The following is a 21,481-nucleotide window of genomic DNA, read 5'->3' on the forward strand; positions in this document are numbered from 1 at the left end:
TTGAGTAGCGTAGGAACATGGAGCGATTCGACGTTGCTATCGTGGGCGGGGGCCCCGCGGGGATGGCGGCCGGAGAACAGGCCGGGACACACGGCGCGAGCGCCGTCGTCCTCGAACAGGGCGTCCCACGCGAAGACCGAGAGTTCCTCGGCCCGGATTCGACCGACGCCGCCGGAATGCTCGACTACTGGGTGGACATCATGGACGAGGACTATCGGGACATCCCGGACCACGTCGTCCTCCAGGAACTCGATGCGGTGGACTTCCTCGGCCCGAACGAGGCCGCGACCCTCCGCGGCACCGGCATCGACTCGTCGTACCCCGAGATGGGCTTTACTTTCAACCGCGCGCGGATGGACGACTGGTTCCGAGAGCGCGTCGAGGACGCGGGGACGGAGTACCGCGTCGGCGTCGGCGTCAGGCGCGCCGAAACCGACCTCGACGCCGAGTACCGCCACACCCTCCACCTCGCCGACGGCGAGGACATCGAGGCGAAATACCTCGTGCTCGCCGACGGGCCACAGCGCCGCGTCACGCTCGGCACGCTCGACCAGTTCATGCCCGAGGGCAGTTCGGTCAGCGACTTCCTCAGCCCGCCGACGGCGAACCACATCGCGTATCAGGAGTACCGCGAGTTCCCCGAGGAGGTCTTCGAGAAATCCTCGCTCAAGTTCTGGTGGGGCATCATCCCCGGCGAGACGGCCTACCCGTGGGTCTTCCCGAACGACGGCACGGTGGCCCGCGTCGGCCTCACGATGCCCATCGGAATGACGTTGGACGACGTGGAGGACCCCGACTCCTACGCCCTCCTCCGGTCGGACGACGACGGCATCCCCCGCGCCGGGGAGTACATCCGCCGCCTCCTCGAACGCGAGTACGGCGACGAGTACGACATCGAGACGGACTTCCCGCTCGTGGAGGACCGGGGCAAATCGAAGGGTACCGAGACGTACCCCATCTCCTCGACGCGACCCATCGACTCGCCCGTCGAAGCGGGCATCGCGGTCGCTGGCGGCGCGATGGGGACGACCAGCGCGTTCCACGAGGGGGGCTACCACGTCGCGATTCGGTCGGGCAAAATCGCCGGGAAACTCGCCGCGACCGACGACATCGAATCGTACAACGACGAGTGGAAGGCCGCAATCGGCGACGAACTCCTCCGCAACATCGCGTTCGCCGACATCGTTGCGGAGTACGGCCCGGACGACTGGGACAAGACCTTCGCCATGGTCGATAACCTCCTCGGCGAGGACGGCAAGGGCCTGAACAAGTCGAGTTTCTCCTCCGGCGTCCGCGGCGCGAAACTCGTCGCGCGCTACAAGAAGGCGAAGTTCGGCTACCGGAAGGGCTACGTGCAGGTCGCCGAATCCGATTACGTCTACTGATTTCTCCCGTTTCGACGCTTCTCGTTCGTTTTGTCTCCCCTCTCGTTTCGGCTCTTCTCGTCCCGTTTCGTATCGTTCGTCTCGTTTCTTCGCCCTCGTGTTCTCTCCCCGCGAACCCGGAAGGCCCTTATCCGGCGTCCGTCTACGTTTTCGTGCACACCTTAGTCCCCGCCGGAGTAATCCCACTTCGGGAGCGATGACCGCGCGGAGAACCCGGGTGTGCGACAGTACGAGTTGGTGAACTCCAAAATCACCGCCCCGAGTCAGGGACCACTGGCTCCGAAGTCGGTTGCGGTTACTGACGCGACCCGCTTCGACGGTTCGGCCGTCACAAGTCGGCGATTTACTCGCCCGCCCGGCACGAGGGTTTGCCAGCCGACTCGGCACGCCGCCACGGAATGAGGCTGGATGTTAGTGTTCCGGGCGTACATCGACCTTTTACAGCGCTCGCTACGCTCGCTTGCAAAAGCTCGACCAAAAGCACTTCTCGCTCCCTTAGCTCACGGCACACTACCGTTCGCCTACCAAGCCGCTTCGCGCCTCGCATCGGTCGCTCGTCGGCCTCTCACTCACGTCCGTTCGCGCGAGCGAATCGGCGACCGACGGGTCCTTCGGACCTCTCGGTCGCCGAACGCTTGCCGACTCTACTTCTACCGAGCCTACTAATCGAAACTCGTCCGGTACCGGACGTATATCCTCACATTCTGGTAGTCCCTACTCAGCGGCTTGGTGCGATTCGCTCAATGAGGCCGTCGAAGTCGTCGTCAAAACTCAACACTGCATCGATACCGCGAGACTCGCACAGATAGATGATGGTCGCGTCCGTGAAACTGAGGTTTTGGTCGCTATATCGGCGAAACGTCTCTAGTGAGGCACTGACGTCGTCAGGTTCGACATGGAGCAGTTCCAAAACGTTTGGGAACGGATCCTCGCCGAGAATCCGACTGGCAACGGTGTCCGCGGCCTCGAACGAGTCCGTTCGAACGCGTGTGAGTGTCACCGTCTCGTCCAGTACGTAGTCGCTCGTGTACGGCTGCCCATACGTACCGTCCAGCAGCTCGTCGAACGCGGCAACTGCTTGCTCGTGGCGCTCTGCGTCCGTATCGTGGTGCGCAAAGAGGACACCGGTGTCCACGAAGACGCTCATCCGTACAGTACGTCGTCGATGTCTTCTTCGGATGTGGTGGTGCCGGACGAAACCATTCCCCCGTGAAACGTCTCTCGCTCGGTTTGTGAGATGGGAACACGTTTTTCCCGGAACGAATCTACGAGATCTGTTTTCGATTCGATGGCGTTCTCGACGAGTCGTGCTAATATCTCCTGCTGGGTCACTTTGCGCCCAGTTTTCAGCCGAATTTCGGCCTGTAATCGTTCGAGACGAGATTTAGTGTCGTCGTCCATCTTCACCGACGTTGCCATAATCGTGGGTAGAATCTTCTACTGGATAACGTTTACTACCGAAATATCGACCAGATTGGTCGCTTCCGTTTTACTAGTAGAAACTCGGGCGGTAGCGTTCCGGGCGTACATTCTACCGTCGTAGAAGATACGTCTCAGTGTATCGACGGCGCGCTTCGTCCGAGCGACCGCGAAGACGCCTGCCAGAACGTCCTACCCGTCTCCGGACCGTTCGGAGCGACGTTCGTCGATGGTCGCGGTTATACCGCGGCGGTATCGGGCGGCCAGCGTCGTCACCACGAGGCGGTCGCGGTCGTTGACGCCGAGCGAAACGAGGGTGCCGACGTACGTCACAGCGCCCAGCGCGAGGCCGACTGCGACCGCATCGACCCCGGTGAGCGTCTCGCGGACGAGAACCATGACACCTATCGTCGCGGTGCCAGCCCCGAGGGGTTTGAGAAACGTCGCGTCGAAGGGCCACAATCCCTCGAAGTGCCGGAGGAGGACGACTTGGATGGAGTTCTGGACGGCAATGGCGACGGCCGTGCCGAGTGCCGCTCCGGGCAGGCCGAACGCTCGGATGAACGCGAACGTGAGCAGCGTGTTCAGCACGGCCAGCAGCCAGTCCAGCGCCATCCGGGCGTACTGGTGGTCGGTCATCATGAGCAGCCAACCCGTCGCACCGACGGCGCTGCCGACCAAGACGCCGCCGAGATAGACCACGAGCGGAACGTAACCCGCCGTGAAGTTCGGGCCGAAAGCGGACAGAATCGTCCGACCGTAGACGACCAGCACGGCGAGAATCGGGACGACGCAGGTGACGATGAGCCGCGTCACCGCCGTGTACACCGCGTTGAGCGTCTCCATCTCGTCGTCGGCGTACAGTCCCGACGCGACCGGCGGCAGGAGCATGTTGAACGAGAGGAGCGGAATCCACGCCAGCGCCACCAAAACGAGCACGACGTTGTAGACCCCCGCCGCGCTCGCGGTCAGCAGGAAGCCCACGAGCATCACGTCCACGCGGTTCTGGAACACCTTGCCGAGGCTGCTCAGCGCGATGGGGCCCGAGTGGTTGTAGAACCGCCGGGCCTCCGAACGGACGCCGCCCAAGCGAGGCCGGATACCGGTCGTCGAGACGACAATCGGGAACCCTACGAGCACGAGTCCGGCCATCCCGACGACGAACGAGCCGGCGACGCCGACCACCGAGTATCCCAGTGCCATCGCACCCACGGCACCCGCCAGCGTAACGGCCGGGCGGAGCACGCGATTGAACAACACCTCTCCTTGGGCCGACCGCACCGCTCTGAGGACTCCGGCGTGAACCCTGACCAGTCCGACGAGGACGATTAGGGCCGCGAACAGCCGTATCGTCGGCGGGAAGTCGGGATGCGAGACCGTCGCGCTGTTGAGCCACTCGCTGCCGAAAATCATCCCACCGGCGAGTCCGAGGCCGACGACGAGCGTCGTCAGGTACGCCAGTCCAACCACTCGGCCCTGCCGGTCCGAATCGCCACTGTAGGCGGAAAGGTACCGTTGGAGCGTCTGAACCGACCCGAAGTTCACGAGTCGAAACAGCAACTGGGTGATTCGCCACGCGAAGGCGTAGACGCCGTAGACGACCGGGCCGAGTCCCTGTGCGAGCGCGTACTCGGTCGCCGCCTTCAGCACCTGCTGGAGGGACTGTCCGCCGGAAGTAACGACCGCACCGTGACCGATGGTCAACAGCGCCTCGCGCTCGTCTTCGGGAATCCCGTCGTTGGATGTCTCGGAGACCATCGTCGCGTCACTGTCTGCTCGTTGCACGCCGATAAGTCGCCTGATTCTCCCCGCCGATGGCCGCGACCGTGAGGTTCGTGTGGTCCGGTTCCGTGGCTAAAATCCGTGGGGGTACCGACGGTGTGGCGAGATTCGTTCCGACAGTAATACGCTCGAATTACAAAACTAGAGTATGTATTTATCTATTGTACTAATTATTGCTACGATGATGAGACTCCAAAATAGCAGCGTGGGACGGCGACGATACCTTCGAGGCGCGGGCGCACTGACGACGATGGCGTTGCTCGGAAACACGGCCGAAGCGAGCGAGCGGGACCACCGCGGACATCGCCATCAGAGCCGAGGGGATGACCAGCATCACCATCACGGACGGCGACCCGACAAGCGAATCGTCGGCTACTACCCCTCGTGGGCGGGCGACTATACGCCCCACGACGTGCCGTACCACAAACTGACCCACCTGAACTACGCCTTCCTCGAAACGGAGGCGAACGGCGAGGTCAAACTCGCCGTCACAGGGGACTCGGCCCCCGAAGTACTCGCGGAGTTCGAGGCGATAACCCACGAACGACAGCACACGTCGTTCATGCTCTCCATCGCGGACTTCGGGAGCAACATGTCCGCCGTCGCCGCGAGCGCCGACGCCCGCGAGCGGTTCGCGCGAACCGCCGTCGAACAGCTCCGACGGTACAACTTCGACGGCATCGACATCGACTGGGAGTACCCGGACGGGTCGGTCCGCGAGGACGACCCGGAGAACTTCACGTTGCTGTTGGAGGAACTGCGTAGCAAACTGGACGAAGCGGGGGCGGCGGACGGCCGGTACTACGAACTCAGCATGGCGGCGGCACCGATTCCGTCGAACATCGACCCGCTGGAAGTGGAGAAAATCGCGGACTATCTGGATTTCGTCAACGTGATGAACTACAACTTCTACGGGAGTTGGAGTTCCGCGACGAACTTCAACGCGCCGCTGTACGCCCCCTACGAGGACCCGACGTACTGGCAACAGCTCCTGACGGTGGACAATGCGATGCGGTACTGGGCCGACCAGCCGATTTCGCGGGACAAGCTCGTCCTCGGCACGCCGTTTTACGGCTTCGCCTTCGAAAACGTCGAGAACGAGAACCGGGGCCTCTTTCAACCGTTCGACGGCGCGGACACCAAATCGTACGACGACATCCGACGGCTCAAGACCGAACCGCACTACCAGTACCACTGGCATCACGAGGCGCGCGTCCCGTGGTTGTACTCCGGAGCGGACGACGTCTTCGTCACCTACGACGACAGACACTCGGTCATGGAGAAGTCGCGGTACGTCCGAGACAACGACTTCGGCGGGATGATGTGTTGGGAACTCTCCCACGACCCCAGCAACACACTCATCAGTTCGATTCACGCCGTACTCGGCTGCTCGCACCGGCCATAATTTCCGCCCCAGCAGAATATATTTACATATTAACCCGTCGTTAGATTTTGTTCGAAGACATTGGTACGTCACGTCATAGCATGAAACTTGACAGGCGAACGCTCCTGCGTTCCGTGGGTGGAACGGTTGCGACGGCGGGCGTACTGGGAAGCGCGGGGACCGCTGCGGCGGCGGGTAGCTACACGAATCACTACTACGACGGCTTCGATTACTGGAAGTACGTCCCGGACTCCGCGGGGTCGAACCCCCCGCTCGTGGTGATGCTCCACGGCTGTTCACAGAACGCGGACCAGTTCCGCGAGGAGACGCGGATGAACGACGTGGCGGACCGCGAGGGGTTCGTCGTCATCTACCCCGACCAGTACAACGCGCGGAACGCGGCCGAGTGCTGGAACTGGTTTTACGACGCGAACACGATGCGGGACTACGGCGAAGCGGCCGTCATCGCCGGAATGACCCAAACGACCATCGACGCCGAGGGCTGTGACCCCGAGCGCGTCTACGTCGCCGGGCTTTCGGCGGGTGCCGCGATGGTCCCGAACCTGCTCGCGGAGTACGCCGACGTGTACGCGGCGGGCGGAGTCCACTCCGGGTTGGAGTACGACGCCGCCGACACCGCGACGGGTGGAACGACGGCCATGACGTACGGCGGGCCGGACCCCTACGAGAAGGGAATCGACGCCTACGACGCGATGGAGTCCTACGGCATCACGAGCGAACTGCCGACCATCGTCTTCCACGGCACGGCCGACACCACCGTCTATCCGATAAACGGCGAGCAAGCCACGATACAGGCGATTCAGACCAACGACCTCGCCTCGGACGGATCGAACGACGACGACGTGGACACGACCGCCGACCGCACGTACAGCGGGCAGGGACCGAGTTTGGACTACACCGTCTCGGAGTACCACGACGAAAACGGAAACTCGCTCGTCGAGCACTGGACCGTGGACGGGATGGACCACGCGTGGTCCGGCGGCGTTTCGGGCGGCGAGTTCACCGCCCCCGGCGGTCCGGACGCCAGCCAGATCATCTGGGATTTCGTCTCGGGATACACGAGGGGTGAGTGAGCGTGACGATGAAACGACGCACGCTTCTGAAATCCGTCGGCGCGACGGTCGGCGCGGGTGCGCTGCTCTCGGGTGCGAGCAGCGCGGCCGCGGGGTCGTACACGTCGGAAACGTACAGCGGGCGGACCTACACGAAGTACGTCCCGACTGGCGCGGACGGGTCGGCGATTCCGCTCGTCGTCATGCTCCACGGCTGTACCCAGAGTCCCGACCAGTTCAAGGACGAGACGAAGATGAACGAGGTGGCCGAAAGCGAGACGTTCATCGCCATCTACCCAGACCAGACGACGAGCGCGAACGCCAACGAGTGTTGGAACTGGTTCGAGGACGCGAACACGACGCGGGGCAACGGCGAAGCCGCACTCATCACCGGGATGGCACGGGACGTGATGGCGACGAACGCGGTGGACGAGAGCAGGGTCTTCCTCGCCGGGTTCTCCGCCGGAGCGGGCATGGTTCCCAACTTGCTCGCCGCCTATCCCGACGTGTACGCCGCGGGTGCGGTCCACTCCGGGTTGGAGTACGACGCCGCCGACAGCGTGACCGGCGGAACGACCGCCATGACGCAGGGCGGCCCGGACCCACAGCAGCAGGGGACCGCGGCGTATCAGGCCATGGAATCGAACGGCGTCACCGACACGATTCCGACCATCGTCTTCCACGGCACCAGCGACTACACCGTCTACCCCGAGAACGGAGAGCAGGCCGCGGAGCAGGCCACCCAGACCAACGACCTCGCCGCCGACGGGGCGGACGACGACGGCATCGACTACACCGCCGACGCCACGCGCGACGGGCAGGCCGAGAGCCTGAGCTACACCGTTTCGGAGTACCACGACGAAAACGGGAACACCGTCGTCGAAAAGTGGACGGTCGATAGCATGGGCCACGCGTGGTCGGGCGGCGCACAGGGCGGTTCGTACACCGCTCCCGGCGGTCCGGACGCCAGCCAAATCATCTGGAACTTCTTCGCGGACCATCCGCGCGACGGCGGTGGCGACGGTGGCGGCGGTGGTGACGGAAACACCGCACCGACCGCCGCCGCCGGTGCGACCCCGAGTTCGCCAGCCGTCGGCGAGACGGTCACGTTCGACGCGAGCCAGTCGAGCGATTCGGACGGCTCGATCGCGAGCTACGATTGGGCCTTCGGAGACGGCGCGAGCGCGAGCGGCGCGACGGTAACCCACAGTTACGGGTCGTCGGGCGAGTATACGGTCACGGTAACCGTCACCGACGACGACGGAGCCACGGCGACCGACTCGGTGACCGTCACGGTCGGGTCCGGCTTCTCCGGGTACTGTGGCACGGCGTACAACTACGAGCACGGGGACGCAGGCAGGGCGTATCAGGACACCTCGACGGGTGCCTACTACGCCGTCGGCTCCGACGACTACCTCGGCTTCCCGGCCTACACCAGCACGCTGAAGGAGACCTCGGAGGGGTACTACGAGACCGTCAGTTCGTGTTGACGCGGTTCCGGGCGTTCGGACAACCCCCCGTCTTTTTCGGGCAGGCCAACGTTAATGAGGCTCGGACGACAACCGATACGCATGAGTACTGATGCCGCACCGAACGGGAAGGACGGCCCGCAAATCGAGGTGACGGAGGACGCGGCCGAGCAAGCGCTATCCCTGTTGGACAGCGAAGGACTCGACAGTTCGGTCGCCGGTCTCCGCCTGTTCGTTCAGCAGGGCGGCTGTGCGGGACTTTCGTACGGCATGCGATTCGACGACGAACCGGAATCCGACGACACGATTTTCACACACTACGGCTTGCGCGTGTTCGTGGACCCGGCGAGCATGAACTACATCGAGGGAAGCGTCGTTGATTACGAGACCGGCCTGCAGGGTGCGGGCTTCCACGTCGAGAACCCCAACGTGGTGTCGGAATGTGGCTGTGGAGAGAGCTTCCGAACCTGATTCGAGGAAGAAAGAAAATCCGTTTTTCGTCCGTTTTCCGGCGGTCTCGCTTCTTTTCGCTTCCCGTTACTCTTCGAGTTCGAACGCGACGGTTACTTCGGCCTGATATTCGCGTCCTTCGACCGAGGCGACTTCGACGCCGAGGGTGTCCACTTCGACCCATTTGACGTTATCGATGGTTTCCTCCGCTCGGTCGATTGCGTTTTCGGTGGCCGCGTCGAAACTCTCGTCGCTCGTTCCGATGAGGGTGATCTTCTTGAACACCATGACGTCTCTGTGATACCCCGTCACCGGTAAAAATCGCATCGGCCGTTGCGGGGCGGTTTCGGTAGGTGCGCGCGGTCGTCGACGCGACGATTTCGACCGGTCTACTCCGAGCCTTGCATCCGGGTGTCGAGTCGGTCGGCGAGCGCACCGGTGACGTCGGTGAGATACGCGGTTCCCCACACCGCCGTGATGAGGCCGCCCGCGGTGTCGAACAGCAGGTCGAGCATCGTGTCTTCAAGACCGTACTGGGTGAGGACGGCCCTCCCGCCGAGGATGCTTCCCAAACCGCTCACCGCGAACTCGGTCACTTCCCAGATGACGCCGAACGCGACGACGAACATGAGGATGAAGACGAACATGAAGCGGGGCGGGAGGTACACGTCGGGATTGTATGCGTCGAGCGCGCGAACGGTCGCATATCCGACTCCGGCGACGAGGGACGCGGAGAGCATGTGGGTCACGTGGTCCCACCACCAGACGTTCTGGTAGGGTCCGAGGGTACCGACCGCGTGCAGGAAGACGGCGGTGGTAATCCACAGCGTCAGTCCCGCGTCCATCGGAATCTGGTAGTCGCGTTTGAGTACGGCGGGGACGAGCGTGATGGCGAACGCCAGCGCGCTATTTATCATGATTCCGAGGTTCCCTCGGTCCATCCCGACGAAGAAGATGCCGATGAGGCTCAACTCCATCAGTCGGGTCAACTGCCGTTGGCTGTGCTCGGAGATGCCGAGTCGTTCGCGGATTCTCATCGGAGCTGCTCCTGAACGTCGATGGGCAAGCGCTCCTCCGCCGGGATGACCCGTCGGAAGTACAGCTCGAAAACGATTCCGGCGAACGCGCCGACGACCGTCGCGTAGACGAAATCCCACATCAGTCGGTACTCGCTGCCGAGGAACTGGGTTCCGAGGTACACGTCCGAAAGCCACTGAACGACCGCCCAGACGCCCGCCGTCGCTATCGTGGCGATGACGACGAAGAGGACGGCGAACCAGTGTGTCATCCGAACGGGCGTGAAGACGTGCAACTCGACGGCGACGATGAGCGCCAGCGCGGCCACCGACAGATAGGTCGCGACTCGCGTCGTGAGCGCGAGGGTTGCGAGTTCCCGCCCGAGGACGGGGAGGGCGGCGAGCACGAGCACCTCCCACGGAAGCATCGCCTCTGTGTTCCGGTACGACACGGGTGGGACGAGCGCGAGCGCCGCGACGGCCCCGGCGAACAGCGCCCACAACAGGTCGTCCTGCAACAGGCTTCCGGCCGCGACGATGAGCAGGAATCCGACGAGTAGCCACGCCAGTCCGGCGTTGACTCGCTTGTCCTCGACGAGCGCGTCCAACTGACTGACCCGCTGTGCCATGCGAGGGGGTACGGTCGGGGGCCGTAAGAATGGATAGGTCACGAAGGGCTCACTGGTTGCGGAACGCGACAGTCAGGTGAACAGCGATTAAGCGAAGAGATACATTCCGGCGTACGCGACGACCCCGAGCGTCACCGCGGCCATGCCGGTACACAACCACGCGGCGGGGGTGCGCACGGGGCGGAAGCGCACAGGTGGAAACGGTCGTTCGGGGTGGAGTTGCGGGCCGACGCCGACGGCACCGACCGCGAGCACCGAGAACACGAACTGGTAGGACACCGAGAGCGTCGGTGCGGGAATCACCAGCGCGGCAAGCGCGTACCCGGCACCCAACGCGGCGCGGGGATGGACGTGTTCGCGCAACTGCTTCCGAACGTCTCCGACGCGAAGGTGGAAGTACACCGAAACGGCGAACCACGCAAGCACCAGTTCCAACCCGAAGATGGCGAGCAGGTTCAGCGTCGGGTCCGGGAGCAACGTGATTCGGGAGTGAAGCAACGTCACGTCGAGCGGATAGAAAAACTGCGGCGGCGCCCCCGTGAACACGTCGCCGAAGGGATGGGACGCGAGTCCGAAGACGACGGCGAGCAACAACGCACCCGGACCGAGGTCGGTGCGCGAGTCGGCGACGAGCGCGGCGACCGTCCCGACGACGACGAAGACGAGCATGACGCCCGCGCCGAGGAAGCCGCTCGTTACGAAGGAAACCCAGACGAGCGCCGAAAGCAGGCCCGCGGAAAGCGACTTCTGCCACCAGTTCCGCGTCGCCAGGACGAACGCGGGACCGGCGATAGCGGCGACGACGAGCGAGTGAGTCACGGCGCGATGGACGAGGTGTGAACTACCCCAGAACGCGGCGGTCATCTCCCAGACGCCGCCGAACCCCGCCTGTGCGAGGCCGATGACCGCGTAGGTCATATCGACGTCCGGAACCGTAGCGAAGACGCCCGCGACGACCCCGAACGCCAGCGCGCGCTCCGTGGACCAAAATCGCTGGGCGACGAGCGCCGCGAGCCCGAAGGCGAGCAGCGCGTGGCCGACCATCATCGAACGCAACTTCGCGTTCAGTCCTCATAAGCTTCTTCCCGACTCCGATAATGGCTGATGTTAACCTATATCATGAAATCGCGGCTCACCGGCCCTTCCGGACGGCGAGCGTCTCCTCACTGGGTTCCCGCGCCTCGTCGTTGGACGGTTTCGATAGCCTTCGAGAGGGACTCTACCGCCCGGTCGAGGGCCTGAACGGTGTCCATCACGGGAGGATAACGATACCGTTGCAGCTCATCACGCGCGTCGAGGAAGGCGTTCAGAATCGCGTCCCCCACGTCGGTGCGTCGGTACGGGTTCCGCGACAGCAGTTGGACGCCGAGGTGCGCGATGTCGGCGATATCTCGACAGGTCCGCGCGCACGTCGCCAACTCCGATCCGCGCTCGATGCACTCGTTGGCACACCATTCGGCGGTCGTTTCGAGCTTCTGGAAGTCGTGGAGGACCATCTGGACTTCGCTCGTGAGGAGGTCCTCGAACTCCGACTTCGGACCGACTTCCCCTCCCATTCGGCGGCGTTCGGACCGTTGACTCGTCCCCTGTCGGGTTCGCGGTTGCTGGCCCATCGTCCCGTGCGACCGTGGCGGTCGCTGCCGTCGGACGTGGGGCCCACCGGACGGTCGCGGTCCCCGTTCGAACGATTCCTCTCGTGGTCGTCGATACCGTTGTGTCATGGTCGTTCCTCGCTCCCCGTCGGAGCAATTGCCCTTCACTCGTCGTCGGGATAAACCGGACCGACCGTTCGAAGGCGACCACGCCCGACCGTTCGAGAAAGGTGGAATTGGTGCCGGGTATGGTCCGTTTCGGCTCGGGAACACACCCTTGCGACGACCGAGAAGTGCGAGTTAGAACTGCGATTGCTGCGTGGGAATCCCCTGCTGGGTCGAGACTCCCCCCTCCGTCGTCTGGAGTTTGTCGAGCAATCGGTAGGTAGAATCGACGGCTCGGGAAAGAACGGACGCACACTCTTGACAGTGTGCGTTCTGGTGTCGCATACACTCACTCGCACACTCCTCGGCCGCGGTCGCGAACACTTCCGCGAGTTCCGGTCCGAAGACGGAATCGCGGGCGATGAGCTTCGTGTTCAGCGTTCCGAGGTCGGCAACGTCCCGACAGAGCCGAATACACTCGGCCATCTGCGGTCCCTCGTCGATACACTGGTCGGCACACCAATCACAGACTTTCGCGGCCTTCTCGAAGTCTTCGAGTGCGACGCGCATCTCGCCGGGCAACTGATCGTCGAACTGGCCGCCAGGTTGTGTCATTTGCTGGCCGCCGCTCGTGCTCGTTCCCTGCCCCATCTGCTGGCCGACTCCCTGCTGGGAGATTCCCTGTTGGCCATACTCCTGTGGGGCAGTCTGCTGGCCGCGTTGCGGTGGAATCCCGCCCCGCTGGCGGGCGCCCATTCGTCCGTACTCCTGTGATTGTCCGTACCGACCGCCACTGATTCCCGCTTGCGAGTGCTCCATGGGTCCCTGTTGTGTCATTATGTATTCCTCCACCCAGCAACGAACTGGGCTATCCCCGCATACAGCGATAGACCGAATAAACAGAGGCGACCGTTTCGACCGTTCGAGAAGTATTTGTTGCGAGAAACGCCCCGTTGCGCGAATCAACGGGTCGTTGGGTACGGGATGCCGCGAAGGCGGGATTTTTGTCACCCCGAGTGCTACGGGGCGACATGGAGAACCCCACGGTAGGCGAGTTGACACCGCCAGACAGAACGCTGATGGGTCCCGGCCCGAGCGAAGTGCACCCGCGCGTGCTCCGGGCGATGAGCACGCCGTTGGTCGGCCATTTAGACCCGTCGTTCATCGACATCATGAACGAGGTTCAGGACCTCCTTCGATACACCTTCAGAACGGAGAATCAATGGACCATTCCCGTGTCGGGGACCGGTTCCGCCTCCATGGAGGCCGCTATCGGCAATCTGGTGGAACCCGGCGACACGATGTTGGTTCCGACTAACGGCTACTTCGGCGGTCGGATGGAGTCGATGGCGGAGCGAGCGGGCGGGGAGGTCGTCCACGTCGATGCGCCGTGGGGCGAACCCCTCGACCCCGCCGACGTGCAGCTGGCGTTCGAGGAATACCAACCCGATATCTTCGGCTTCGTCCACGCGGAGACGAGCACCGGGGTGGTTCAACCCGACGTTTCCGAACTGACGAGCATCGCTCACGGCCACGACGCGTACGTCATCGCCGATTCGGTCACGTCGCTCGGCGGCGTCGAGTTGAAGGTGGACGAATGGGACATCGACGTGGCCTACTCCGGGCCGCAGAAGTGTCTTTCCTGTCCGCCGGGTGCGAGTCCGCTGACGCTCAACGACCGCGCGATGGAGAAGGTGCTCTCCCGCGAGGAAGCCCCGCGTTCGTGGTACCTCGACCTCTCCCTCCTCGAAGGCTACTGGGGCGACGACCGGGCGTATCACCACACGGCACCCATCACGAACGTCTACGCGCTCCGCGAGGCGCTTCGCCTCGTCAGCGAAGAGGGCATCGAAGCGCGCTGGGAGCGCCACCGCGAAATCGCGGGCGCGCTCAAGGCGGGTGTCGAGGCGATGGGACTCGAAATGAACGCGCCCGAGGAGTACTGGCTCCCCAGCCTCAACGCCGTTCGCGTCCCCGAGGGCGTCACGGATACCGACATCACGAGCTATCTGCTCGACCAGTACGACCTCGAAATCGCCACCGGACTGGGCGATTTGGACGGCGAAATCTTCCGCATCGGCTGTATGGGCTACTCCGCCCGCCCCGAAACCGTCTCGTATCTCGTGAGCGCGCTCGGCGACGCGCTCCGGGAACACGGTGCGGACGTGGACGTGGAGGCCGGACTGGCGGCGACCAGCGAAGCGCTCGGACGGTAGGCCCGACGAAACCGCTTTGTATCGCGGCCGGTCGGAACGACCAGCCGCCGCTTAGCGAAGGTTCCACAACGCCTTGTACGCGGTCTCGGCGTCGAGGAAATTGAACACCCACCGGAGCGGTGCCGTCCCCGTCTCGACCTGATAGGCGAGTTCGCCGCGATGAGAAGCCCCGGCTTCGATGTCGGAATTCTCGTTGACCGGACGTTTCAGCGCCGAACTCGCGCTGATGTCGGCCGTGTACGCGAGGCCGGTTCCCGTCTTCGCGCGCATCTGGAGGAGCGTCGAGACGAACAGTCGTTCGTCCCCGTCGTTCGTTATTTCGATGTCCGGGACCACGAACTCGTACCCGTCGTCGGCCTCGATGAACTCGTCCAGTTTCTTCGTCGTTCGGACGCTGTGAACGACGACGGAAACGCCGTCGCGTGACGCTTCCGTTCCCTGCGACAGCACGGCGTCGCCGAGCGACTGTTTCAGATCTGCGACCGAGTCCGCCGTTTCCGCGAGTGAGACGGTGATTCGTTCGAACTCGAAGCGACTGAACGCCTCGAAGTCGAAGCGAAGCGACAACCTCGCCGCGCTTTTCGGCACTTCGAAGACGACATCGCCACGGACGACTTCACCGGGCGCGAGGACGCCGGTCTTCATCGGATGTCGGGGGGAACTGAACGAGGGGTCGTAACTCTCGCCCGACCCGCTCTCGAGGGTCGCGTGGAGGAAGTCGTCGAGACCCACGTACGTGCCGCTCGTATTTTTGACCGCCATCCGGACGACGGCGAACGTGTGACCGTTCCGTGCCTCGCGGAACTCGCTCCGTTTCTCCTCCCGTTTCACCCCGCGGACGACCATCGCAAGGGAGTCGTCCTTCACGACCGTACCGACCGGAACGGTCGTCGTCTTTCCGGGTTCCTCCGTTCCGTCTTCCGACCCCATTTCGGCACCCGTGGACGCCCCCGTCTTCGACCGGTCGGTCCCGTCGCGCGACGAAGTGGTCGTATCCGTTTTGTCGCGTCCTTCGCTAGCACAGCCGGCGAGCGCCGCCATCGCGCTCGACGCGATGAACGAGCGTCGTCCGACGAGACTTCGTTTCTCCATGAGAGTGAACCCGCGTCTCGCCCGTTAAAAGGACGCGCTATCGAGACGACACGTTCCGAAGCGACACGAGCGCCCGTCGGACTCCCGGATGCGACCTCCTCTGCATTTAGGCCTGCCTAAATTTCGAAACGACTATAATGGTTTAGGCGAGCCTAAAACCATGGATCGGAACGAAGGACGCACGCGGCGCACGGTTATCAAAGGAACTGGAGCGGTTCTGGGAGGCGGTCTCCTCGCTGGCTGTACCAGCGACAGCGACTCCGGATCTCCATCGACGGACACGACGACCGGGAGCGAGGGCGAATCCACGACCGCGGCAGAGGAGACGACCACGACGGACGGACCGTACTCCGTCTCGATGGCGCCGGTCGGCGAGGTGGAGTTCGAGAGCGTCCCGAAGACGTGGGTCGCCAACAACGGCAGCTGGGCGGACATGGGCATCGCGCTCGGCCTCGAACCGCCGAAAGCCGTCTGGATGGCGAGCCGATACCACACGCAGTACTACGACGCCATCGACGGCCTCTCGGTGGACAAAAGCGACATCAAGTCGCTGTATCAAGATGGCGTCAACAAGGAGCTGTTCTACCAACTCGACGCCGACGTGCACGTGATGGACCCCAACTTCCTGATGAACCGGTTCAAGGGATGGGAACAGAAGGACGTGGACGAAATCAAGCAGAACATCGCGCCGCTGTTCGGCAACTGCATCTACGCCCAGCACTATCCGTGGCACGAAGATTACCGGTACTACACCCTCATGGAGGGCTTCGAAAAGCTGTCGAAGGTGTTCAAGCGACACGACCGCTACGAGGCGTTCGAGAAGCTCCACGCCGACTTCCAATCCAACATCACCGACGTCGTTCCGAAGAAAAGCGAGCGCCCGTCGGCGGCCGTCGTCTGGGGCGTCGGCGACCAACCGACGAAGTTCTACCCCTACATCATCGGGAAGGGGACCGGGTTCAAACACCTGAACGACCTCGGCGTCAGCGACGCGCTGGCGAAAACGGACGTGAAGGACTTCCACGGAAGCCGCGGTGCCATCGACCTCGAAACGCTGCTGAAAGTGGACCCGGAAGTCCTCCTGCTTCGCGGCTACGAGGACAAGACCCGGAAGGAGTTCGAGAACACGGTCATCAAGTTCCTCGAAAACGACAACACGGCCAGCAAACTCACCGCCGTGAAAAACGGGGACGTCTACCGCGCCGGTGGCCTGTACCAAGGCCCCATCACGAATCTCGTCCTTACCCAGCGAACCGCCAAACTGCTGTACGGCGTCGAAAAGCCGCTCTACGACTCCCAGCGCGTCGTGGATATCGTCAACGGCGACTTCTGAAACCCCTCAGATTCGATTATCGACTACTCGAATCGCTTGCGGACGCTCTCCGCGTGGGCGTCCAACCCTTCCGATTCCGCGAGCGTCGTGATGGTCTCCGAGAGGGAATCGAGCGCGTCCTCGTCCAACCGCTGGACCGTCGTCGAGCGGAGGAAGGTATCGACGGATAGGCCGCCCGTGATTTTCGCCGCGCCGGTCGTCGGCAGGACGTGATTCGTCCCGGAGGCGTAATCGCCCGCCGCGACGGGCGTGTAGGGTCCGAGGAAGACGCTTCCTGCGCTGTCGATGCGCGAGAGGAGGTCCTCGTCGTTTTCGGCCTGAATCGACAGGTGTTCCGCGGCGTACTCCTCGGCGAAGAGGAGCGCCTCGCTCATGGAGCGCGCGACGAACACCCCGCTGGCGTCGTTGTCGAGCGCCGCCCGAATCACGTCCTCGCGTTCGCGTTCGCCCGCCTGCTTCTCGACCTCTTCCGCGACCTGTTCGGCGAAGTCGGCGTCGTCCGTCACCGCGACGGACGAGGCGTTCTCGTCGTGTTCCGCCTGTGCCACCACGTCGCTGGCGACGAACGCCGGGTCCGCCGAGTCGTCGGCCAGCACGAGGAGTTCGCTCGGTCCGGCGAGGAAGTCGATAGCCACGTCGCCCTGCACCTCCGCTTTCGCCGCCGTGACCCACTTGTTTCCGGGACCGACGACCTTCTGCACGCGGTCTATCTGCTCGGTTCCGTAGGCCATCGCCGCGATGGCCTGCGCGCCCCCGACGCGATACACGCGGTCCGCCCCCGCGGCGTGAATCGCGGCCAGCGTGATGTCGTTCTGTGGCTCGCCGGGCGGCGTGGCGACGGCCACCTGCTCCACACCGGCCACCTTCGCCGGGATGACGCCCATCAGCGCGCTGGAGGGGTAGGCCGCGGTGCCGCCGGGTGCGTACACCCCGACGCGCTCGATGGGGCGGAACCTGCGTCCGAGTTCGCGCCAGTCGAAGTCCGCCCGCCAGTCCTCGGGCAGTTGCGCCTCGTGGAACTCGCGGATGTTCGCCGCCGCGTCCTCGATGGCGTCGCGCACGTCGTCGTCGATCTCCTCGTAGGCGCGCTCGGCGTCGTCCGTGATGTCGATGTTGCCCACCTCCACGCCGTCGAACTCGCGGCAGAAATTCCTGACCGCAACGTCACCTTCCTCACGCACCTTGTCGATGATGTCGCGCACGTCGCTCCGCACGCCCTCGATTCCGGCGTCGCGGTCGAACAGCGTCCGCCGCTCGTCCGGCCCGAGGTCGGCTATCGGCTTCGGTTTCATGGACGGGGTTTCGAAGCGGGCGGAAAAACACGTTGCGCTCTCGGACGGCAAAAGACGTCGGGACCCTTCTCCGAATACCTCCGCGAAACCTCGACCGCAATGAAGTGGTCACTATCGAATCGGTCGTCGTCAGAAGTGTTGCGAGAGCCTGTGTAGGCCTGCAGTTTGCGAGGGAAGAACGCTCTGTGCGGTCTTCCTGCACTCGTGTGAGTGCGAGGGAAGGGAGTTGAACTACGTCCAGACGTTCCGTCTGGCCTCATTCAACGCCCTTCGTTCGCAGTCGCGCGCTTCGTTGCTTGCGCGCGGACATGCGAGGGAAGGGAGTTGAACCCTTGGACCTCTACAGGAGCGGATCTTGAGTCCGCCGCCGTTGGCCGGGCTTGGCTACCCTCGCACGCAGTTTGTATTGCATGGTGCGGGTGTTAAAACGTTGCGAATCGAGAAACGACACTCCTTTTCCATGTCGCCCCGCCTCTCGAACCATGACGAACGTCGAATCCCGCCTCGAACTGGCGGAGCGCGCCGCGACAGCGGGGAGCGAAATCGCCGCGGACGGCTTTCGAAGCGGTCTCGCTGTCGAGACGAAATCGAACAAGACCGACGTGGTGACGGAAGCCGACCGCAACAGCCAGCGCCGCGTCATCGAAGTTATCCGGAACGAGTTCCCCGAGGACGCCATCGTCGGCGAGGAGGAGGACGCGCTGAAGGAGGTCCCGACGGAGGGCGACGTGTGGGTCATCGACCCCATCGACGGGACGAACAACTTCGTGCGCGGGATTCCGCTGTGGACGACCAGCGTCGCCGCGGTGCGGGACGGGGAAGCCGTCGCCGCCGCGAACGTCTGCCCGGCGCTGGACGACGTGTACACGGCGGACGCGGACGGGGCGTACCTGAACGGCGAGCGAATCACGGTCAGCGACCGCACCGACCCCGAGACGTTCACGGTCTGCCCGACCGTCTGGTGGGACTTCGACCGCCGCGAAGAGTACGCCGCGACGGTGGAGGGAATCGTGAAACGATTCGGCGACATGCGTCGGTTCGGCTGTGCGCAAATCGTCCTCGGAATGGTCGCCAGCGGCGCGCTGGACGGCACCGTGACGAACATCGTTCCGAACCCGTGGGACACCGTTGCGGGCGCGTTCATGGTTCGGCAGGCGGGCGGCACGGTGACGGACATCCACGGCGAACCGTGGACGACGGAGAGTCGCGGATTGGTCGCTTCCAACGGCGAAGCGCACGAGGAAGTGCTCGCGGCGGCCCGCGATGCCGAACCATACTACGGAAATTAAACGAACGAAATTTATAATCTATTTATTGCAAGTATACCGAGCGTGGTGTGTACAATTATTTAGCGGTGGGGATTCACCGTAGCGATATGAAACTGGATGACACAGACCGTGCCATTCTGAAAGCCCTCCAAGCGAACGCCCGGACACCGTTCAGCGAAATCGCGCGACAGATAGACATGTCCAGCGCGACGGTGCACGACCGCGTTAATCGCATGGAAGAAGCGGGCGTCATCACCGGCTATCACGCCACCGTGAACCCGAAAGAGGTCTCGCTCGGCATCTCCGCGTTCGTCGGTCTCCGCGTGGAACAGGGGCGCGAGAAGGACACGCTCAAACGCCTCGAAGGAATCGACGGGATTCAGGAGGTTCACCTGACGACCGGGTCGTGGGACGTGATGGCCCGGGTGTACGCCGAAGACGCCGACAGCCTCCGCGAGTTGATGTTCGACAACATCGCCCAGATGGACGGGTTCGCCCGCTCACAGACGATGGTCGTCCTCGGGTCCCCCTACGAGAGCGAGGAACTCCCCCTCGAAATGGGTCTCGAGGAGTGACAAGACCGGAACCCTAAAACCCGCTCGCTTCGGTTCGTGCGATATGGACACAGCAAGCGAGAAAGCCGACAACGAGCGCCTGTGGATGGGGGCCGTCGCCGCCGCCATCGTGGCGCTGGTCGGCGGTGCGCTCGCGTTCCCGAAACAGGTGTACGACGGTTTCATTTGGCACTACTTCTGGGGTCCGGTACTGGCCGACGCGAACAACGCCTCCTGTGCCGTCCGCGACGGCGGCACGACGAAGTACATCTACGACGCGGCGACGTGCGCGACGGCGCCGGGTCCGGTCGCGGAACCCGGCTACACCCTCGTCTCGGAGGTCGGCTACGCGGTCACGCTCATCGTCGCGCTGATGGGCGTCGTCTACCTCCTCCGCCGACTGAACGTCGGACAGGAGCGACGCCTCTTTTACGCGCTCTTCCCGTTCATGCTCTTCGGCGGCGCGCTGCGCGTCGTTGAGGACGCGAACGACGCGCTCGGACAGGTCGGCCAGAGCGCGATTCCCTTCCCGTGGAACACGCTCATCATCAGCCCCATCATCTACTTCACCGTCTTCGCCATCACGCTCGCCGCCCTCGTCGTGAGCGTCGCCCTCGCCCGCCGCGGTGTGGTCGAGGACTACGAATATCCGCTCGCCGGAATCGGCACGGTCGTCCTCGCCGCGACGGTCGGCTATCTGGTGATGCTGGCGATGACGACCCAAACTGTCAGGTTCTACCCGCAGATGCTCGTCGTCGTCCTCGGCGGCGCGACGCTCGTCACCGCCGTCGTCTGGTGGGCGGTGAACCGATACGCACCCGAAATCAACGCCGGAACGGCCGCCATGGGCGCGGTCGTCATCTGGGGTCACGCCGTGGATGGCGTCGCAAACGTCGCGGTTCTCGACTGGGCGGGCGCGCTCGGCCTCGCCGGGCAGTACGGCGCGAAACACCCCGTCAACCGGGCCATCATCGACATCACGACGAACGTGTTCCCGGCGTCGGTGACGGACGTCATCGGGACGGCGTGGCCGTTCCTCTTCGTCAAAATCGCCGCCGCGCTCGCCGTCGTCTGGGTGTTCGACGAGCAGATATTCGAGGAGAGCCCGCGCTACGCCATCCTGCTCCTCATCGCCATCGTCGCGGTCGGACTCGGGCCGGGAACCCGCGACATGCTCCGGGCGACGTTCGGAATTTAGTCGAGTCGTTCCAACGTCGATTCGGGGAAGTACCGGTCCCCACAGTTCCGGCACACCGCCGCTTCGACGCGCTGTGCGTTCAGATGGTCCACGGAGACGCTTTGTTTCGACAGCGACGACCCGCACGTCGCACACGAGAGGTCGAACTCGGTCGTCATACCGTCACCACGCTGACCGTGTGAGCAATATTAGGCACTATTAATCTCCCTCTATGTCGTGAGTTA

General features: G+C 63.7%; 22 protein-coding genes and 1 tRNA gene. 10 read left to right on the top strand and 13 right to left on the bottom strand.

Features of this window, described 5'->3' with window-relative positions; genetic code table 11:
- Positions 1 to 17: 17 nt before the first annotated feature.
- The gene (locus OPC11_RS02735) at positions 18 to 1,385 is read left to right on the top strand and encodes an NAD(P)/FAD-dependent oxidoreductase (RefSeq protein WP_264780935.1); all 1,368 of its coding nucleotides are present in this window, start codon (positions 18 to 20) and stop codon (positions 1,383 to 1,385) included.
- Positions 1,386 to 2,103: 718 nt separating this feature from the next.
- On the opposite strand, the gene OPC11_RS02740 is transcribed toward OPC11_RS02735, so the two are convergent.
- The 3 genes from OPC11_RS02740 to OPC11_RS02750 form a co-directional block, all read right to left on the bottom strand.
- Positions 2,104 to 2,532: a type II toxin-antitoxin system VapC family toxin gene (locus OPC11_RS02740; RefSeq protein ID WP_069450208.1), complete on the bottom strand. Its 429-nt coding sequence runs from the start codon at positions 2,530 to 2,532 to the stop codon at positions 2,104 to 2,106.
- On the bottom strand, positions 2,529 to 2,804 hold the full coding sequence (locus tag OPC11_RS02745) for a hypothetical protein (protein ID WP_264780936.1): 276 nt from the start codon (positions 2,802 to 2,804) through the stop codon (positions 2,529 to 2,531). Before OPC11_RS02745 ends, OPC11_RS02740 begins: the two co-directional genes overlap by 4 nt.
- 192 nt (positions 2,805 to 2,996) lie before the next feature.
- Positions 2,997 to 4,589 carry a lipopolysaccharide biosynthesis protein gene (locus OPC11_RS02750; RefSeq protein WP_264780937.1) on the bottom strand — a complete coding sequence of 531 codons (1,593 nt, stop codon included), beginning with the start codon at positions 4,587 to 4,589 and terminating at the stop codon, positions 2,997 to 2,999.
- A gap of 178 nt (positions 4,590 to 4,767) precedes the next feature.
- Here OPC11_RS02750 and OPC11_RS02755 point away from each other — a divergent pair, with 178 nt between their 5' ends.
- From OPC11_RS02755 to OPC11_RS02775, 4 genes are all read left to right on the top strand, one after another.
- Positions 4,768 to 5,991 carry a glycoside hydrolase family 18 protein gene (locus OPC11_RS02755; protein ID WP_264780938.1) on the top strand — a complete coding sequence of 408 codons (1,224 nt, stop codon included), beginning with the start codon at positions 4,768 to 4,770 and terminating at the stop codon, positions 5,989 to 5,991.
- An 80-nt stretch (positions 5,992 to 6,071) separates the two neighbouring features.
- Entirely contained in the window at positions 6,072 to 7,064 is a 993-nt protein-coding gene (locus OPC11_RS02760; protein ID WP_264780939.1) for a PHB depolymerase family esterase, read from the top strand.
- A gap of 8 nt (positions 7,065 to 7,072) precedes the next feature.
- On the top strand, positions 7,073 to 8,533 hold the full coding sequence (locus tag OPC11_RS22095) for a PHB depolymerase family esterase (RefSeq protein ID WP_306421001.1): 1,461 nt from the start codon (positions 7,073 to 7,075) through the stop codon (positions 8,531 to 8,533).
- Between the two features lie 81 nt (positions 8,534 to 8,614).
- Positions 8,615 to 8,983 carry an iron-sulfur cluster assembly accessory protein gene (locus OPC11_RS02775; RefSeq protein ID WP_007977725.1) on the top strand — a complete coding sequence of 123 codons (369 nt, stop codon included), beginning with the start codon at positions 8,615 to 8,617 and terminating at the stop codon, positions 8,981 to 8,983.
- Between the two features lie 66 nt (positions 8,984 to 9,049).
- On the opposite strand, the gene OPC11_RS02780 is transcribed toward OPC11_RS02775, so the two are convergent.
- From OPC11_RS02780 to OPC11_RS02805, 6 genes are all read right to left on the bottom strand, one after another.
- Positions 9,050 to 9,250 carry a dodecin gene (locus OPC11_RS02780; protein ID WP_007977727.1) on the bottom strand — a complete coding sequence of 67 codons (201 nt, stop codon included), beginning with the start codon at positions 9,248 to 9,250 and terminating at the stop codon, positions 9,050 to 9,052.
- A 101-nt stretch (positions 9,251 to 9,351) separates the two neighbouring features.
- Positions 9,352 to 9,999: a hypothetical protein gene (locus OPC11_RS02785; protein WP_007977730.1), complete on the bottom strand. Its 648-nt coding sequence runs from the start codon at positions 9,997 to 9,999 to the stop codon at positions 9,352 to 9,354.
- Entirely contained in the window at positions 9,996 to 10,607 is a 612-nt protein-coding gene (locus OPC11_RS02790) for a hypothetical protein (RefSeq protein ID WP_007977732.1), read from the bottom strand. The genes OPC11_RS02785 and OPC11_RS02790 overlap by 4 nt, the downstream gene beginning before the upstream one ends.
- An 87-nt stretch (positions 10,608 to 10,694) precedes the next feature.
- Positions 10,695 to 11,654 (bottom strand): metal-dependent hydrolase, encoded by a 960-nt coding sequence (locus OPC11_RS02795; RefSeq protein WP_026177754.1) that lies wholly within the window; start codon positions 11,652 to 11,654, stop codon positions 10,695 to 10,697.
- A gap of 116 nt (positions 11,655 to 11,770) precedes the next feature.
- Positions 11,771 to 12,328 carry a hypothetical protein gene (locus OPC11_RS02800; protein ID WP_264780940.1) on the bottom strand — a complete coding sequence of 186 codons (558 nt, stop codon included), beginning with the start codon at positions 12,326 to 12,328 and terminating at the stop codon, positions 11,771 to 11,773.
- A 171-nt stretch (positions 12,329 to 12,499) separates the two neighbouring features.
- Positions 12,500 to 13,141, bottom strand: a complete 642-nt coding sequence (locus OPC11_RS02805) for a four-helix bundle copper-binding protein (protein ID WP_232423733.1) — start codon at positions 13,139 to 13,141, stop codon at positions 12,500 to 12,502.
- A 194-nt stretch (positions 13,142 to 13,335) separates the two neighbouring features.
- Here OPC11_RS02805 and OPC11_RS02810 point away from each other — a divergent pair, with 194 nt between their 5' ends.
- Positions 13,336 to 14,520 (top strand): alanine--glyoxylate aminotransferase family protein, encoded by a 1,185-nt coding sequence (locus tag OPC11_RS02810; protein ID WP_264780941.1) that lies wholly within the window; start codon positions 13,336 to 13,338, stop codon positions 14,518 to 14,520.
- 51 nt (positions 14,521 to 14,571) lie between these two features.
- Here OPC11_RS02810 and OPC11_RS02815 read toward each other — a convergent pair whose 3' ends face one another.
- Positions 14,572 to 15,612: a DUF4352 domain-containing protein gene (locus tag OPC11_RS02815; protein ID WP_264780942.1), complete on the bottom strand. Its 1,041-nt coding sequence runs from the start codon at positions 15,610 to 15,612 to the stop codon at positions 14,572 to 14,574.
- 160 nt (positions 15,613 to 15,772) lie between these two features.
- Here OPC11_RS02815 and OPC11_RS02820 point away from each other — a divergent pair, with 160 nt between their 5' ends.
- Positions 15,773 to 16,945, top strand: a complete 1,173-nt coding sequence (locus tag OPC11_RS02820; protein WP_264780943.1) for an ABC transporter substrate-binding protein — start codon at positions 15,773 to 15,775, stop codon at positions 16,943 to 16,945.
- 23 nt (positions 16,946 to 16,968) lie between these two features.
- Here OPC11_RS02820 and hisD read toward each other — a convergent pair whose 3' ends face one another.
- On the bottom strand, positions 16,969 to 18,237 hold the full coding sequence (gene hisD, locus OPC11_RS02825) for a histidinol dehydrogenase (protein WP_264780944.1): 1,269 nt from the start codon (positions 18,235 to 18,237) through the stop codon (positions 16,969 to 16,971).
- Positions 18,238 to 18,546: 309 nt separating this feature from the next.
- Positions 18,547 to 18,631, bottom strand: a tRNA-Leu gene (locus tag OPC11_RS02830).
- Positions 18,632 to 18,719: 88 nt separating this feature from the next.
- Between OPC11_RS02830 and OPC11_RS02835 the strand changes: the two genes are divergently transcribed.
- The 3 genes from OPC11_RS02835 (at position 18,720) to OPC11_RS02845 (ending at position 21,257) form a co-directional block, all read left to right on the top strand.
- Positions 18,720 to 19,526, top strand: a complete 807-nt coding sequence (locus OPC11_RS02835; RefSeq protein ID WP_264780945.1) for an inositol monophosphatase — start codon at positions 18,720 to 18,722, stop codon at positions 19,524 to 19,526.
- 86 nt (positions 19,527 to 19,612) lie between these two features.
- Positions 19,613 to 20,080, top strand: coding sequence for an Lrp/AsnC family transcriptional regulator (locus OPC11_RS02840; protein WP_007977744.1), 468 nt, complete (start codon positions 19,613 to 19,615; stop codon positions 20,078 to 20,080).
- Positions 20,081 to 20,123: 43 nt separating this feature from the next.
- Entirely contained in the window at positions 20,124 to 21,257 is a 1,134-nt protein-coding gene (locus OPC11_RS02845) for a DUF63 family protein (RefSeq protein WP_264780946.1), read from the top strand.
- On the opposite strand, the gene OPC11_RS02850 is transcribed toward OPC11_RS02845, so the two are convergent.
- A complete protein-coding gene (locus OPC11_RS02850) occupies positions 21,254 to 21,415 on the bottom strand; it encodes a hypothetical protein (RefSeq protein ID WP_007977747.1) in 162 nt (53 codons plus the stop codon). The two genes, OPC11_RS02845 and OPC11_RS02850, sit on opposite strands and share 4 nt — an antisense overlap.
- Between the last annotated feature and the right edge of the window lie 66 nt (positions 21,416 to 21,481).

Origin of the sequence: Haladaptatus sp. T7 (genome assembly GCF_026008575.1) — an archaeon.
Taxonomy (GTDB): domain Archaea; phylum Halobacteriota; class Halobacteria; order Halobacteriales; family Haladaptataceae; genus Haladaptatus; species Haladaptatus paucihalophilus.

Excerpts from the sequence above, each read along its gene's own strand:
- OPC11_RS02735 (WP_264780935.1), top strand. The coding sequence starts at position 18 with ATGGAGCGATTCGACGTTGCTATCGTGGGCGGGGGCCCCGCGGGGATG.
- OPC11_RS02740 (WP_069450208.1), bottom strand. The coding sequence starts at position 2,532 with ATGAGCGTCTTCGTGGACACCGGTGTCCTCTTTGCGCACCACGATACG.
- OPC11_RS02745 (WP_264780936.1), bottom strand. The coding sequence starts at position 2,804 with ATGGCAACGTCGGTGAAGATGGACGACGACACTAAATCTCGTCTCGAA.
- OPC11_RS02755 (WP_264780938.1), top strand. The coding sequence starts at position 4,768 with ATGATGAGACTCCAAAATAGCAGCGTGGGACGGCGACGATACCTTCGA.
- OPC11_RS02760 (WP_264780939.1), top strand. The coding sequence starts at position 6,072 with ATGAAACTTGACAGGCGAACGCTCCTGCGTTCCGTGGGTGGAACGGTT.
- OPC11_RS22095 (WP_306421001.1), top strand. The coding sequence starts at position 7,073 with ATGAAACGACGCACGCTTCTGAAATCCGTCGGCGCGACGGTCGGCGCG.
- OPC11_RS02775 (WP_007977725.1), top strand. The coding sequence starts at position 8,615 with ATGAGTACTGATGCCGCACCGAACGGGAAGGACGGCCCGCAAATCGAG.
- OPC11_RS02780 (WP_007977727.1), bottom strand. The coding sequence starts at position 9,250 with ATGGTGTTCAAGAAGATCACCCTCATCGGAACGAGCGACGAGAGTTTC.
- OPC11_RS02785 (WP_007977730.1), bottom strand. The coding sequence starts at position 9,999 with ATGAGAATCCGCGAACGACTCGGCATCTCCGAGCACAGCCAACGGCAG.
- OPC11_RS02790 (WP_007977732.1), bottom strand. The coding sequence starts at position 10,607 with ATGGCACAGCGGGTCAGTCAGTTGGACGCGCTCGTCGAGGACAAGCGA.
- OPC11_RS02795 (WP_026177754.1), bottom strand. The coding sequence starts at position 11,654 with ATGATGGTCGGCCACGCGCTGCTCGCCTTCGGGCTCGCGGCGCTCGTC.
- OPC11_RS02800 (WP_264780940.1), bottom strand. The coding sequence starts at position 12,328 with ATGACACAACGGTATCGACGACCACGAGAGGAATCGTTCGAACGGGGA.
- OPC11_RS02805 (WP_232423733.1), bottom strand. The coding sequence starts at position 13,141 with ATGACACAACAGGGACCCATGGAGCACTCGCAAGCGGGAATCAGTGGC.
- OPC11_RS02810 (WP_264780941.1), top strand. The coding sequence starts at position 13,336 with ATGGAGAACCCCACGGTAGGCGAGTTGACACCGCCAGACAGAACGCTG.
- OPC11_RS02815 (WP_264780942.1), bottom strand. The coding sequence starts at position 15,612 with ATGGAGAAACGAAGTCTCGTCGGACGACGCTCGTTCATCGCGTCGAGC.
- OPC11_RS02820 (WP_264780943.1), top strand. The coding sequence starts at position 15,773 with ATGGATCGGAACGAAGGACGCACGCGGCGCACGGTTATCAAAGGAACT.
- hisD (WP_264780944.1), bottom strand. The coding sequence starts at position 18,237 with ATGAAACCGAAGCCGATAGCCGACCTCGGGCCGGACGAGCGGCGGACG.
- OPC11_RS02835 (WP_264780945.1), top strand. The coding sequence starts at position 18,720 with ATGACGAACGTCGAATCCCGCCTCGAACTGGCGGAGCGCGCCGCGACA.
- OPC11_RS02840 (WP_007977744.1), top strand. The coding sequence starts at position 19,613 with ATGAAACTGGATGACACAGACCGTGCCATTCTGAAAGCCCTCCAAGCG.
- OPC11_RS02845 (WP_264780946.1), top strand. The coding sequence starts at position 20,124 with ATGGACACAGCAAGCGAGAAAGCCGACAACGAGCGCCTGTGGATGGGG.
- OPC11_RS02850 (WP_007977747.1), bottom strand. The coding sequence starts at position 21,415 with ATGACGACCGAGTTCGACCTCTCGTGTGCGACGTGCGGGTCGTCGCTG.